Annotated in this window: 12 protein-coding genes; 5 read left to right on the forward strand and 7 right to left on the reverse strand. The window is 66.4% G+C overall.

The annotated features are described in order from the left end of the window. Nucleotide 1 precedes the first annotated feature (1 nt). Nucleotides 2-1,153 carry a molecular chaperone DnaJ gene (gene dnaJ, locus DKT77_RS09840; RefSeq protein WP_109811526.1) on the forward strand — a complete coding sequence of 384 codons (1,152 nt, stop codon included), beginning with the start codon at nucleotides 2-4 and terminating at the stop codon, nucleotides 1,151-1,153. Between the two features lie 48 nt (nucleotides 1,154-1,201). After that, nucleotides 1,202-1,972: a RadC family protein gene (gene radC / locus DKT77_RS09845; RefSeq protein ID WP_238547780.1), complete on the forward strand. Its 771-nt coding sequence runs from the start codon at nucleotides 1,202-1,204 to the stop codon at nucleotides 1,970-1,972. An 8-nt stretch (nucleotides 1,973-1,980) separates the two neighbouring features. Here the strand turns inward: radC and DKT77_RS09850 are convergent, their stop codons facing one another. The 5 genes from DKT77_RS09850 to dapD all read right to left on the reverse strand — a co-directional run bounded on the left by DKT77_RS09850 (nucleotide 1,981) and on the right by dapD (nucleotide 8,331). After that, the gene (locus DKT77_RS09850; RefSeq protein ID WP_109811528.1) at nucleotides 1,981-3,285 is read right to left on the reverse strand and encodes a lytic murein transglycosylase; all 1,305 of its coding nucleotides are present in this window, start codon (nucleotides 3,283-3,285) and stop codon (nucleotides 1,981-1,983) included. A gap of 86 nt (nucleotides 3,286-3,371) precedes the next feature. Next, nucleotides 3,372-5,651 (reverse strand): ribonuclease R, encoded by a 2,280-nt coding sequence (rnr, locus tag DKT77_RS09855; RefSeq protein WP_109811529.1) that lies wholly within the window; start codon nucleotides 5,649-5,651, stop codon nucleotides 3,372-3,374. A gap of 187 nt (nucleotides 5,652-5,838) precedes the next feature. Next, nucleotides 5,839-6,999, reverse strand: coding sequence for a succinyl-diaminopimelate desuccinylase (gene dapE / locus DKT77_RS09860; protein WP_109811530.1), 1,161 nt, complete (start codon nucleotides 6,997-6,999; stop codon nucleotides 5,839-5,841). A gap of 77 nt (nucleotides 7,000-7,076) precedes the next feature. Beyond that, nucleotides 7,077-7,418 carry a hypothetical protein gene (locus DKT77_RS09865; protein ID WP_109811531.1) on the reverse strand — a complete coding sequence of 114 codons (342 nt, stop codon included), beginning with the start codon at nucleotides 7,416-7,418 and terminating at the stop codon, nucleotides 7,077-7,079. A gap of 85 nt (nucleotides 7,419-7,503) precedes the next feature. Continuing rightward, nucleotides 7,504-8,331 carry a 2,3,4,5-tetrahydropyridine-2,6-dicarboxylate N-succinyltransferase gene (gene dapD / locus DKT77_RS09870; protein ID WP_109811532.1) on the reverse strand — a complete coding sequence of 276 codons (828 nt, stop codon included), beginning with the start codon at nucleotides 8,329-8,331 and terminating at the stop codon, nucleotides 7,504-7,506. 88 nt (nucleotides 8,332-8,419) lie between these two features. On the opposite strand from dapD, the gene DKT77_RS09875 reads away from it, so the two are divergent. Further along, the gene (locus DKT77_RS09875) at nucleotides 8,420-9,247 is read left to right on the forward strand and encodes an LOG family protein (protein WP_109811533.1); all 828 of its coding nucleotides are present in this window, start codon (nucleotides 8,420-8,422) and stop codon (nucleotides 9,245-9,247) included. Between the two features lie 25 nt (nucleotides 9,248-9,272). On the opposite strand, the gene DKT77_RS09880 is transcribed toward DKT77_RS09875, so the two are convergent. After that, on the reverse strand, nucleotides 9,273-9,614 hold the full coding sequence (locus tag DKT77_RS09880; RefSeq protein ID WP_109811534.1) for a DUF2853 family protein: 342 nt from the start codon (nucleotides 9,612-9,614) through the stop codon (nucleotides 9,273-9,275). 175 nt (nucleotides 9,615-9,789) lie between these two features. Between DKT77_RS09880 and msrA the strand changes: the two genes are divergently transcribed. Together msrA and DKT77_RS09890 are read left to right on the forward strand one after the other, a co-directional pair. Beyond that, on the forward strand, nucleotides 9,790-10,458 hold the full coding sequence (gene msrA / locus DKT77_RS09885; RefSeq protein WP_238547781.1) for a peptide-methionine (S)-S-oxide reductase MsrA: 669 nt from the start codon (nucleotides 9,790-9,792) through the stop codon (nucleotides 10,456-10,458). A 131-nt stretch (nucleotides 10,459-10,589) separates the two neighbouring features. Next, entirely contained in the window at nucleotides 10,590-11,693 is a 1,104-nt protein-coding gene (locus DKT77_RS09890) for a serine/threonine-protein kinase (RefSeq protein WP_109811535.1), read from the forward strand. Between the two features lie 40 nt (nucleotides 11,694-11,733). On the opposite strand, the gene DKT77_RS09895 is transcribed toward DKT77_RS09890, so the two are convergent. Beyond that, nucleotides 11,734-13,989 (reverse strand): NADP-dependent malic enzyme, encoded by a 2,256-nt coding sequence (locus tag DKT77_RS09895; protein ID WP_109811536.1) that lies wholly within the window; start codon nucleotides 13,987-13,989, stop codon nucleotides 11,734-11,736. Nucleotides 13,990-14,093: the final 104 nt, after the last annotated feature.

A 14,093-nucleotide genomic window follows, 5' to 3' on the forward strand; every position in this document is an offset into this window, starting at 1 on the left:
AATGGCGAAACGTGACTATTACGATGTTCTAGGGTTGGCGCGCGGCGCCTCCCCCGACGAGATAAAGAAGGCCTATCGCCAGAAAGCCAAGGAATTTCACCCGGACCGCAACGCGGACAACCCGGATGCGGAATCGAAATTCAAGGAAGCCGGCGAGGCCTACGAAATTCTGAGCAACGCCGACAAGAAGGCGGCCTATGACCGGTTCGGCCATGCCGCGTTCGAAGGCGGCATGGGCGGCGGGGGAAGACCCGGCGCAGGCGGCGCAGGGCAGGCGGATTTCGCGTCGGCCTTCTCTGATGTTTTCGACGACCTGTTCGGCGATTTCATGGGCGGCCAGCGCGGTGGCGGCGGACGGCAACGGGCCGCGCGTGGGTCTGACCTGCGCTACAACCTGCGCATTTCGCTGGAAGACGCCTATCGCGGCTTGCAGAAGACCATCAAGGTGCCCTCCGCAGTGTCCTGCGGAGCCTGCAACGGCACCGGCGCCGAAGGCGGGTCCGAACCCGTGACCTGCCCGACCTGCTCGGGCATGGGAAAGGTGCGCGCGCAGCAGGGCTTCTTCACGGTGGAACGGACCTGCCCGACGTGTTCGGGGCTAGGCCAGATCATCAAGAACCCCTGCACCACCTGCCGTGGCGCGGGCCGGGTCGAAAAGGAACGCACGCTTTCAGTCAACATCCCCGCGGGGGTGGAGACAGGCACGCGGATCCGTCTTGCCGGCGAGGGCGAGGCCGGGATGCGGGGCGGGCCGACCGGCGATCTCTACATCTTCCTCGAGGTTGCCGACCACGCCCTGTTCCAGCGCGAGGCCACAAACCTTTTCTGCCGCGTTCCGGTGTCGATGACGACGGCGGCGCTTGGCGGGGATATCGAGGTGCCGACCATCGATGGGGGACGGTCCCGGGTCAAGGTGCCCGCGGGCAGCCAGTCGGGACGGCAGATGCGCCTGCGCGGCAAGGGCATGCCCGCACTGCGCGGCGGTGCACATGGCGACATGTTCATCGAGATGGCCGTAGAGACGCCGGTCAATCTGACCAGCAAGCAGAAGCAGCTTCTGCGCGAGTTCGAGGCCGACTCGGAAGACAACCACCCGGAGGGCGCCAACTTCTTCTCCAAGGTGAAGGGTTTCTGGGACAGTATGAAAAGCTGATCCGCCGGATTTAACTCTAAATTTAGAGACCTGTAGGAAGGTCTGGGCATGTCCGGTCCCAGTTCCTTTCGCGAACCCCTCCTGCCCCTGTTCGAGGGGCAGGAGTTCATTGCGACGGACCCGAAGGGGCGAAAGCTTCCTTCCTATATCCGGGATCATCGCAAACGCCTGCGCGACCGGTTTCTGACTGGCGGCGCGGCGGCCATGCCCGACTACGAATTGCTGGAGCTGGTGCTGTTCCGCGCCCTGCCCCGCTGCGACGTCAAGCCGGTGGCGCGTCGCCTGCTGGAAACCTTCGGCGACTTCGCCCGCGTCTGCGCCGCGCCGCGCGACCGGTTGATGAAGGTGCGCGGCGTCGGCGATGCCGTTGTGCTGGAATTGAAGATCATCGAAGCCGCGAGCCACCGCCTTGCGCGGTCCAAGGTGATGCAGAAGCCCGTGATCTCAAGCTGGGACGCGGTGCTGGACTATTGCCACACCACGATGGCGCATCTCGAACACGAACAGTTCCGTGTGCTGTTCCTCGACCGCAAGAACGTGCTGATCGCGGACGAGGAGCAGGCCAAGGGCACGGTGGATCACGTGCCGGTCTATCCGCGCGAGGTGGTCAAGCGCGCGCTGGAACTGAATGCTTCGGCGCTGATCCTCGTACACAACCACCCGTCGGGCGACCCGACCCCGTCAGAGGCCGACATCACCATGACAGAGCGTATTCAAAACGCGGCGCAGGTGCTTGGCCTGACGCTGCATGATCATTTGATCATCGGCAAGTCGCAGGAACTCAGCTTCCGGTCGATGGGTTACCTTGCCGATCTGTGAGCGCCAGTTCAGCGCAAACGGGCCAGCAGCTCCGCCGAGGCATAGCCGTCCGCCACAAGGCCGACGGCCTGCTGGTAGCGCCGGATCGCCGCGATCGTGTCCGGCCCGACGCGCCCGTCGATCCCGTTGGTCGAAAAGCCCTTCGCCGTCAGCCGTTGCTGAAGTTCCGTCTTTTCCGCCATGCTCAGCGCCCGGTCACCGCGTGGCCAGGGAGCAGTGAAGTCGGGCGCGCCGCCCATCCGCGCGCCAAGATGCCCGACAGCCATCGCGTAGCTGGTGGAGGCATTGTAGCTTTTGATCACGTCGAAGTTGCGAAAGGTCAGAAAGGCAGGCCCACGCGCCCCGGCGGGTAGCAGCAGTTGCGCGCGGCCGTGATCGGGCACCTGCCGCCCGGCCATGTCCCGCACGCCAAGCCGCGTCCAGGCCGCGACGGTCTTTTCGCCGTCCCCCGCAAGCGCGTAGTCGAACCCCTGCGGCAGGCGCACTTCGACGCCCCAAGGCTGGCCGGCGGTCCAACCGAAATCCTTCAGATAGGCGGCGGTTGAGGCCAGTGCATCAGACGGATCGTCCGACCAGATATCGCGCCGCCCGTCGCCGGTGAAGTCCACCGCGTGTTCCAGATACGAGGTCGGCATGAACTGGGTGTGGCCCATCGCGCCGGCCCAGCTTCCGCGCATGGCGCGCGGACCGATATCGCCGTCCTCGATGATCTTCAGCGCGGCGATCAGCTGTTCCTCGAAAAAGGCTCCGCGGCGGCCGTCGTAGGCAAGCGTAGCCAGCGCCGCGACCGTGTCTGTGTTGCCGCGGAATCCACCATAGGAGCTTTCCAGTCCCCAGATCGCGACGACAATCTCCCGATCCACGCCATAGCGCCGCTCGATCCGGTCCAGCGTGGCCGCATGGCGCGACAGCATTGCGCGGCCGGTGCCGATCCGGTTCGACGACACCGCGCTGTCGAGATATTCCCAAAGCTGTTTGCTGAACTCCGCCTGGTTGCGGTCCAGCGCTACGATATCGGCATCGTAGCGGATGCCGGTCAGCGCGGCCTTCACCACCTCGAAGGAAATGCCCTGCCGCTGCGCGCGGCGGGCGAAATCCTGGACCCAGCCGTTGAACCCCGCCGGGCCAAGCGATGCCGTGGTGACGGTTTCGGTCCGAGCGGCTACGGCGGGCCGCAGCAGCGGGCGCGGCGAGGTCGCGGCGGCCTGTGTGACCGTCACCCGCGCGTCCGGCCGTGGTGTCGGGGCCTGTGCAAGGGCCGGGGCGGCCTGCGCCGCAAGGGCGATGGTCAGGGCAGTGGCGATGGGGCGCATAGGGCGAACTCCTGCTCGGGTTGGCCGGGACCTTTGCGGCCCTCGTTTCCGACAGACTACCCGATGCCCGCGCCTCGGCAAAGGGGTCAGCGCCGGGTGCGTGCGACCTTTCGCTTGATCTTGGCCGCCTTCGCCTTGGCCTTGTCGGCCTTGCGCCGCGGCGGTTTCCCGGTTCGCGACGCGCGCGCACCCCGCGACGGACCGCGCGGCATGGTCGCGCCCTCGACCTCAAGCAGTTCCAGGATGACACCGCCGGTCACCGGCGCGGCCTCGGCCAGCTTGACGGTCACCACCTGCCCAAGGCCAAGCGTCAGCCCGGTGTCCGACCCCATCAGGGTCTGCGCCTGCGCGTCGTGGTGAAAGAACTCGGACCCGAGGCTGCGGATCGGCACCAACCCGTCGGCGCCATTTTCGTCCAGCTTCACGAACAGACCGAAGCGGGTCACGCCCGAGATCCGCCCGGCCATCTCGTCCCCGATCCGTTCGGACAGGTAGGCGGCGAGATACCGGTCATTTGTATCGCGCTCGGCCAGCATCGACCGGCGTTCGGTATCCGAGATGTGCTTGGCCGTCGCCTCGATCCGCTCTTCCTCTTCCGCGCTCAGCCCGTCGCGGCCGTCGCCCCAGCCGTGCACCGAGATCAATGCGCGGTGCACCACGAGGTCGGCATAGCGCCGGATCGGCGAGGTGAAATGCGCGTACTGCCGCAACGCCAGCCCGAAATGACTGAAATTCTCGGGGCTGTAATAGGCCTGCGTCATCGACCGCAGCGTGCTGAGGTTGATCAACTCGGCCTCGGCGGTACCGGCCGCCTGTTCCAGAAGCCGGTTCAAGTGCCGGGTTTGCAGCACCTGCCCCTTGGCCAGCGTCAGTCCCGCCGCCTGAGCCGTCTCGCGCAGCGCATCCAGCTTTTCGACGCTGGGTTCCTCGTGCACGCGGTAGAGCAGCGGGCTGCGCTTTGAGGCCAGCGTTTCGGCGGCGCAGACATTGGCCAGCACCATGCATTCCTCGATCAGGCGGTGTGCGTCGAACCGCGACCGGAACGCGACCGAGGCGACGCGCCCGTCCTCACCAAGTTCGATCCTCCGTTCTGGCAGGTCGAGTTCCAGCGGCTGACGACGAGCGCGGGCAGCCTTGAGGGCGCCATAAGCGGCATAAAGCGGGCGGATCACCGGATCCAGAAGCGGACCCGCCCGGTCCGACGGCGACCCGTCCATTGCCCCTTGCGCTTCTTCATATGTCAGCGAAGCGGCGGACCGCATGATCCCACGCACGAAGCGATGGTCGATCTTCTCGCCCTCGGCGTCGATGCGGATGCGCACGGCGATGCAGGGGCGCGGCACACCTTCGTGCAACGAACACAGGTCGCCCGACAGCCGGTCCGGCAGCATGGGCACGACGCGGTCGGGGAAATAAGTGGAGTTGCCCCGCTTGCGCGCCTCGCGGTCCAGCGCCGATCCCGGCGTGACGTAATGGGCCACGTCGGCGATGGCGACCCAGATAACGTGGCCGCCGGGGTTTGCGGGGTCTTCGTCGGCATGGGCCAAAACGGCGTCGTCATGGTCGCGCGCATCGGCGGGGTCGATGGTGACAAGCGGCAGATCTCGCAGATCCTCGCGCCCGGCAAGGCCCGCGGGTCTGGCGCTGTCGGCTTCCTGCAGCACGGCGTCGGGAAAACTGTCGGGGATGCCATGTTCGTGGATCGCAATCAACGATACGGCACGCGGTGCGGACGGATCGCCCAGCCGGGCCAGGATGCGCGCCTGCGGCAAACCCATGCGTGCGCGGGGTCCGGCCTGCTCGGCCTCCACCAGCTCGCCGTCCTGCGCGCCCTGCGTGGCACCGGGCTGCACGATCCACTCCCGGTCGGCCTTCTTGTCGATCGGCACGATGCGTCCGCCCTCGGCGCTCTTGCGGAATATCCCCAGCAGACGGCGCGGATTTGTGCCGATACGGCGGATCAGCCGCGCCTCGTAGGTGTAGTCGTCCAGCCCGACATGGGTCAGCCGCGCAAGGATGCGATCGCCCGCCCCAAGCGCGGGCTCCGCCGGGCGGGGAATGTAGAGTACGCGTGGCACGGCGTCCGCATCGCCGTGCCATTCGAGCGGCCTTGCGTAAAGATCGCCGTCGCCATCGGGCGCGAGCACCTCCAGCACCGATACCGGCGGCAGGCGGTCCGGGTCGCGGTAGGTCTTGCGCCGTTTCTCCAGCACGCCGTCCGCCTCCAGCCCGCGCAGCACGGATTTCAGCGGGATCCTGTCGGCGCCCTTGATGCCGAAGGCCCGGGCGATGTCGCGCTTGGAGGTTTGGGTCGGGTTGTCGGAAATCCAGGCGAGGATTTCCTCCTTGGTGGGGATACGTGCCATGCCCTTCACCTAGCACGGCGCAGGAGGAGCGTCATGCGCGAAAGCGGCAGCGGCGCGGCGCGAACGGTTGACGCCACCCCCCAGCCTCTTCGCGCCGGGTGCAGGCGGGTCAGCCCGCCTGCCGCGCCGGGCGGAAAGAGACCTCGGCAGATGTCGAAGACGGACCGGAGCGCCTTAGCGACGAGTCCTACGCTGCGAAATAGGCGGCAAGCACACGGGCATAGACCGCCTTCAGCGCGTGGATCTGCGCCAGTTCGACCCTTTCGTCCACCTGGTGCATGGATTGCCCCACAAGCCCGAATTCCACCACGGGGCAGTGGGTGCGCATGAACCGCGCGTCTGACGTGCCGCCCGAGGTAGACAGCACTGGCACCACCCCGGTCTCGGCCTGGACTGCCTTGGCCACAAGGTCGCTCAGTGCCCCCGGTGGAGTGATGAAGCTTTCGCCCGAAACCTTGACGCTGACCTCGATCCCTATGCCGGTGTCCTGCGCGACCTGCGCCGCCTGTGCCTCCAGCCAAGCGATCAGAGTGTCCGACCGGTGCGTGTCGTTGAAGCGGATATTCACCGTCGCGGTCGCGCGCGCCGGGATCACGTTGTTTGCCGGATTGCCCACGTCGAAAGTGGTCACCGCCAGCGTCGAGGGGTCGAAATGGTCGGTGCCGCTGTCCAGTTCGGCGGCCGACAGGCGGTCCACAAGGCGGGCCAGCGCCGGAACCGGGTTCTTCGCCCGGTGGGGATAGGCCGAATGGCCCTGCACCCCGGTCGCGGCGAAATAGGCTGTCAGCGATCCGCGGCGGCCTATCTTGATCATCTCGCCGAACCGCTCCGGACAGGTCGGCTCTCCCACAAGGCAGACCGACATGCGTTCGTCCGCGCGCACCATCCAGTCGAGGATCGCGGCGGTGCCGTCGATCCCGTCGCCCTCCTCGTCCCCGGTCACGGTGATGACCACCGCTCCGTCGGGTGGCGTGTCGCGCACGAAATCCACCGCCGCGGCGACAAAAGCCGCAACCCCGGATTTCATGTCGCAGGCTCCGCGCCCCATCAGCCAGCCATCGCGGATCTCGGCACCGAACGGGTCGCAGGACCACGCAGACACGTCGCCGACCGGCACCACATCGGTGTGCCCGTTGAAGCCGAAGCTGCGCGGGTGGTCTTTCGCACCCCAGCGCGCGTACAGGTTGGCGACCCCCCCACGATCAGTGCGCGTGCACTCGAACCCGGCCGCCGACAACAACTCTTCCAGAAGCGTCAGTGCGCCGCCCTCCTCGGGCGTGACGGAGGGGCAGCGCACCAGCCGCGCGGTCAGCTCGGCGGGGTCGATGGCTGGGGAAAGGGCGGGCATGGCGGTCTGGTCCTTTGTCATTGCGAAGGCCTAGCCCGCGGCGCGGAGCGGCGCAACGCGGGTCTGGCGCGCCAGACTCATGCCTCCGAAAAGAATGGCGTCAGCTGCGCGACAACGACTGCGTTCTCGTCCAGCGCGCGGGCCATCATGCCGCGCTCGTCCTCGTCGATGTCATGGCCCTGCGCGATCCGCTCTTCCAGCGTGCCGTAACCGGTTACGTCCAGCGGTGCGAGATCGGCCTGCTTCAGCACGGCCACAGTCTCACGCACGGCCTCCGCCTCATCCACGCCCGAGGCGTAGACCATCAGCGCTGCGCCGGTCGCCCCCTCGGGCAGCCCGTCGCCCTGCTTGCGGCCGACCTGAACCAGCAGTGTATAGACCTGCTGACGCGAGGCGGGTTTTCCGGGGCGGTCCGTCATGGTCTGTCCCTTGTTTGCAGGCGGTCACGTCCGATTTGCGGGGCGAGCACCCCGGCAGCCATTCCCGGCACGGCGGCGGCGGGCGTCAGTCGCGCAGCAACTCGTTGATCGAGGTCTTGGACCGGGTCTGCGCGTCCACGCGCTTCACGATCACCGCGCAATAAAGGTTCACGCCGTTCTTGCTGGGCATCGACCCTGCCACCACGACCGACCCGCTGGGCACTTCACCATACATCACCGCGCCGGTTTCGCGGTCGACGATCTTTGTGGACTGGCCGATGAACACGCCCATGCCCAGCACCGACCCCTCGCGCACGATACAGCCTTCGACCACCTCGGACCGCGCACCGATGAAGCAGTTATCCTCGATGATGGTGGGGCCGGCCTGCATCGGCTCCAGTACGCCGCCGATCCCGACGCCGCCCGACAGGTGGACGTTCTTGCCGATCTGCGCGCAGGAGCCGACCGTCGCCCAGGTGTCCACCATCGTGCCGCTGTCGACATAGGCGCCGAGGTTCACGAATGACGGCATAAGCACCACGCCGGGTGCGATATAGGCCGACTTGCGCACGACGCAGTTGGGCACGGCGCGAAAGCCGGCTTCCTTCCAGTCCTTCTTTTTCCAGTCGGCGAACTTGCTGTCCACCTTGTCCCACCAGCCGCCGCCCTGCGGCCCGCCGGCATGCTTTTCCATGTCCTTGATCCGGAAGCCCAGCAGCACCGCTTTCTTGGCCCACTGGTTCACCGTCCACACGCCATCCGCGCCGGGCTCGGCGACACGAAGCTCGCCACCGTCCAGCGCCTCGAGCGTCGCTTCGATCGCGTCGCGCGTCTCGCCGCGAGTTTCGGGCGTGATCGTGTCGCGCGACTCCCAGGCGGTTTCGATGGCGGTTTCAAGCGCGGCGTTGGACATGGGAGGTTTCCTCTGGTTTGCGGCTGCCGGAGGCTATAGTCCCAAGGGACACGCCACGCAATGCCGCCAACACCCGGAGGCCCCCCGCATGACCGACCCGCGCAGACCCGCCGGCGCCCACCCGCTGCCCGAGGCGCGCGCCGACATGGAACGCGCGCGACACATCCCCGACACGCCGCAGACCCGGTCGCCGACCCACCGCCTGGCGTTCACGGACACCGACTTCCTGTCGCGCCAGGACATGCGCCCGGTGCGGCTGCAACTGGAACTGCTGAAGGCGCATCTGACGCTGGACGAGGCCGGCATCCGGTCCACTGTTGTCATGTTCGGCGGCGCGCGCATCCCGGCACCGGGCGCGGCAGCGGGCGCGCATCCGGGTCTGGCCGCGCTGACCGGCTACTACGACGAGGCGCGCGCCTTCGCGCGGCAAATCACCCTGCGCAGTATCGCTGGCGGTGGCGGCGAGAATGTCATCGTCACCGGCGGCGGGCCCGGCGTAATGGAGGCGGGCAACCGCGGCGCCGAGGACGCCGGCGGACGATCCATCGGGCTGAACATCGTTCTGCCGCACGAACAAGCCCCCAACCCGTTCGTCACGCCGGAATTATCCTTCAACTTCCATTACTTCGCCGTCCGCAAGATGCACTTCCTGATGCGCGCGAGCGCAATCACCGTATTTCCCGGCGGGTTCGGCACGCTGGACGAGTTGTTCGAGGCGCTGACCCTGATCCAGACCGGCCGAATGTCACGCGTACCGATCCTTTTGTTCGGCGAAAGCTTCTGGCGCGGCATCATCAATTGGGAAGCGCTGGCGGACAGCGGCACGATCCACGCAGAGGATCTTGGCCTTTTCCGCTTCGTCGAAACAGCCGACGAAGCGATGGCCGCGCTCGATGCGGACGGCTTCCCGTTCTGACACCGGGCCTGCGGCGCCGACCGGATCAGGCGTAGACGTCAGCGCGGCCGAAATGAACGACCAGCAGGTAGTATAACACGGCGCGAAACTTGTTCCGTTCGCTGCGCCCGTAGGTGTCCAGCGCCGCTGCGATCCCCTCGTCCAGGTGCGGGCCATCCGCCAGCCCCAGTTTGCCGATCAGGAAGTTCTTGCGCACCGTTTCAAGTTCGGACGGGTCAGTACCCGCGACGGTGCTGCTGTCTGCGTTGTAGATCGTCGGCCCCAGTCCGATCGTGACCTTGGTCAAAAGGTCCATGTCCGGTTCCACCCCACACTTGTCCTTAAGGTCAGCGGCATATTGAGCGATCAGGTCGTCGCGCTTGCTCATGTTTCGGCTCCCTCACGTCATGGCGCCCCGCGCGCCTTCCCCAAGGTCAGCACGGCGCCGCGCCCAAGGCAACCGCAAAGGCGACGCTCACGCCCGCTCAATGCTTTGTGACACCGGCGGCCCGGCGATTGCGGGAACCACGCCACAGGCGCATGCTCGCACTGGAGGTACTGCCATGATGGAACGTTTGTCCGCCCTGAAACCCCTGATGCTGGGGATCGCCATCGTCGCGGGCTTTGCGCTGCGCGCCGGACCTTTGCACGCCGCCGAGTCGGAACAGGCGCTTCTGGCGGGGGGGTGCTTCTGGTGCGTCGAGGCCGACTTCGAGAAGCTGCCCGGTGTGATCGAGGCTGTGTCGGGTTTCGCCGGCGGCAGCGTCGAGAACCCGACCTACAGGCAGGTCGTGCGCGGCGGCACCGGGCATATCGAAACAGTGCGCATCACCTTCGACCCCGACAGGATCGGCTATGACGACATCCTGCATACCTTCCTGCGCAGCATCGACCCGTTCGACGACGGCGGGCAGTTCTGCGATCGGGGTCATACCTACACACCCGCAATCTTCGCGCTGTCGGACCGCCAAAAGGTGCAGGCCGAGGCCGCGCTGGCGGAGGCGGCGGAGGATCTGGGCCGCAACACGCGCGTTTCACTGCGCGACACTGCCGTGTTCTATGCCGCCGACGCCTACCACCAGGATTACTACAAGTCGCAGGACCTGATCCTGACCCGCTTCGGCCCGCAGACCAAGGCCGCCGCCTACGAGAAGTATCGCGCCGCCTGCGGCCGCGACGACCGGATCCGCCGGATCTGGGGAGCGCAGGCCGCGCCGTTCATCGGTGGCTGACTGCAGAAAAAGCGGCAATCTTTCGCCGAAATGGGCCACATTGCTTCGTGGTTAACCCTTGCGGTCGCGTTTTGGCCGAAGGCTTGCAGAAGCATTTCGAAACAGGCGCGTACCGATCTGAAAGGTTCTTTATGCCGCAAGACCGCCGGGACGCACGGCCCGACACCACCACACGGACCGGCGGCGGCGCCGCTGATACACATCCGGTCATCGACCAGGATGACTGGGATGCGCGTCTGGCCGATGCCCGCGCACGCCGGGCAGAGGTTCTGGCCCGGCGCATCGCCGAACAGCGCGGGCCCACTCCCGATCCCGCGGCCGAACCCGGGCCCGAGGCTGCGCTGAATTCCACGCCCGCAGAAGCCACCGCGCCGCACGCAGGTGTGCGCCAGACCTTTGGCGCGCGCAGAACATCGCCTCAGCCCGGGGCGCATTGGTTTGACGGGCCCCGACGCAAAGGCGCAGCGGGCGGGTTGGCCATGATGGGTGCGTTTTGCGTCGGGCTTGGATTCGCGTTGCCGTTCGCGCTGGTGCTGGCTCCGGCCTTCCAGTCGGACCGCGCCGCTGTATCCGCGCCGGTCACGCTGGCGGCACCTGCCATGCCTCGCGAGGTTTCCCTGAACGCACCAGCCAGTCCCGCACAGTCGGCACCCGCCACCCTGCCGGATGCCGTACCTGCGACGGATACTGCGCCCGCGCGCGGCCAGGCTGGGCCGGACGGCACGCCGAAGCTTGCGGCATCACCCGCGCCCGATGCGCCGCCGCCTGGCCCGCAAATGCAAACTGCAGATACGAACGATCCGGGCGCAGGCGAAGCACCCCCGATTGACCCGCCAACACTGGCCCGCGCGAAGATCCATGTGAACGTGCCACGCTTCGCCAGCCAGAACCTTGTAGCCGACAAGATCGACGCTCTGCGTCAGGCCGGGTTCAGCGATCTGCCGCGCGCGGACACGCCCTATACGATCCGGACGGGGCAAGTTAGGTTCTACCACGCCGAGGACGCGCAGATCGCCGAACTGGTGGCCCGCCAGGCGGATGTGGAACTGCGCGACTTCACCAGCTACGCGCCCAAACCCCGCCCCGGAACGGTCGAACTTTGGATGGCCGGGCGGTCCACAGGGGCACAGGTCACGCGGAGCAAGCCGGGCTTTTCGCTGTCCGGTGAGTTGCGCACGATGGGCGCTGCCTTCTCGGACCTGGTGGAATCGTTCCCGCGCGGCAATGAACGCTGAGCGCGGGGCGCGCGCTCGGCCCGGATCGCTTGCAGGCGGCTCAGCCCACGTTGGCCGCCGCAAGAACCGCCATATTCAGGATGTCGTTCTCGGTCGCACCCGTGCTGCACAGCTGGATCGGCTTGTCGATGCCCGACAGGATCGGCCCGATCACCGTCGCGCCGGCCATTTCCTGCATCAGCTTGACCGAAATGGAGGCCGAGTGCCGCGCGGGCACCACGAGGATGTTGGCAGGACCGGTCAGCCGCGAGAACGGATAGGCCTTCGCCGCATCCGGGTTCAGTGCCACGTCCACGGTCATCTCGCCCTCGAATTCGAAATCGACCCCGCGTTGTTCCAGGATTTTCGGCGCACGGTGCATCTTTTCGGCGCGCTCGGACACCGGATAGCCGAAGGTTGAGAAGCTGACGAAGGCCACACGCGGCTCAAGCCCCAGCGAGCGCGCCACCTTGGCCGACCCCTCGGCGATGTTGGCAAGGTCGTGTTCGTTCGGCCATTCATGCACCAGAGTGTCCGCGATCATCACAACGCGTCCCTTGTGCAGCAGCGCGGTCACACCAACTGCGCCGTGATCGCTGTCGGCGTCGAACACGTGGTTGATCTGCTCCATCACATGCGCCGACTTGCGCGTGGCGCCCGTCACCATCGCATCGCCATGGCCATGTGCCAGCATCAGCGCCGAGAACACGTGCCGATCGCGCGCGGCTAGCCGATGTACATCGGTCCCGTCGAAACCGCGCCGTTGCAGACGATTGTAAAGGAATGACTTGTAGCTTTCGAGATGCTGGGTGTTGGCGGCGTTGATCACCCGCAATTCGCGCACTGCGTCGGCAAGGCCGGCCGCGTCCAGCTTGGCCTTCACATCGGCCTCGCGTCCGACGACGATGGCCTTGCCAAGCCCCGACCGCTGATAGGACACGGCGGCGCGCAACACACGGATATCGTCGCCTTCGGCGAAGATCATCTGCGCCTGTGCCTGGCGTGCCCGGGCGTGCAGTCCTTCAAGGATCGACGCCGTCGGGTCCATCCGGGACTTCAGGCTCAACTCGTAGCCTTCCATGTCGATGATCGGGCGGCGGGCCGCGCCCGTATTCATCCCGGCCTTCGCTACGGCAGGCGGAATACGCCAGATCAGCCGCGGATCGAACGGCGTCGGGATTATGTAGTCGCGCCCGAAGCTAAGTTTCCGGCCATAGGCCACCGCCACCTCGTCTGGCACGTCCTCGCGGGCCAGTGCCGCCAGCGCCTCGGCACAGGCGATCTTCATCTCGTCGTTGATGGCACGCGCGTTCACGTCCAGCGCCCCGCGGAAGAGATAGGGAAAGCCCAACACGTTATTGACCTGATTGGGGTAATCCGACCGCCCCGTTGCAACGATGGCATCCAGCCGGACCTCGTGCGCCTCTTCGGGAGTGATTTCCGGGTCGGGATTGGCCATTGCGAAGATCACCGGGTTGTCGGCCATGCTGGCGACCATGTCGCGCGTGACGGCACCCTTCACCGACACGCCAAGGAACACGTCCGCGCCTTTCATGGCCTCTTCGAGCGTGCGCAGGTCGGTGCGTGCCGCATGGGCCGACTTCCACTGGTTCATGCCTTCGGTGCGGCCCTGATAAATCACGCCCTTGGTGTCGCACATGATGCAGTTGTCCTGCCGCGCGCCCATCGATTTCAGCAGTTCAAGACAGGCGATGCCCGCCGCGCCTGCCCCATTCAGGACGATCCTGACATCCTCGATCTTCTTGCCCGACAGGTGCAACGCGTTGATCAATCCCGCGGCACAGATCACCGCGGTGCCGTGCTGGTCGTCATGGAAGACGGGGATGTTCATTTCTTCCTTCAGGCGCTGTTCGATGATGAAGCATTCCGGCGCCTTGATGTCTTCAAGGTTGATGCCGCCGAAGGTCGGACCCATCAACTTCACTGCGCGGCAAAATTCGTCCGGATCCTCTGTATCGAGTTCGATGTCGATGGAGTTGATGTCGGCGAAGCGTTTGAACAGAACCGCCTTGCCTTCCATCACAGGCTTGGAAGCCAGCGCGCCAAGGTTGCCAAGCCCCAGCACAGCAGTGCCATTCGAAATCACCGCGACCATGTTGCCCTTTGCCGTGTAGTCATAGGCGGCCTGCGGGTCGGCGGCGATGCTCTCGCAGGGAACCGCCACACCGGGGCTGTAGGCAAGGCTCAGGTCGCGCTGGGTGCTCATCGGCACGGTGGCCTGGATCTCCAGCTTGCCCGGCATCGGGTTCAGGTGAAAGGCAAGGGCCTCTTCCGGGGTGATCTTGGTGCTGGACATCGGTGCTGGCTCCTCCCTCGCGGTTTGGCCGTCTTACGCGACCGGCTTCGCCGCCTCAACGGCAGGTTAGCGATACCAGTGCCGCAACCGTCCGCGCGCGGGCG

Source organism: Meridianimarinicoccus roseus, from assembly GCF_003172915.1.
Taxonomy (GTDB): Bacteria; Pseudomonadota; Alphaproteobacteria; order Rhodobacterales; family Rhodobacteraceae; genus Meridianimarinicoccus; species Meridianimarinicoccus roseus.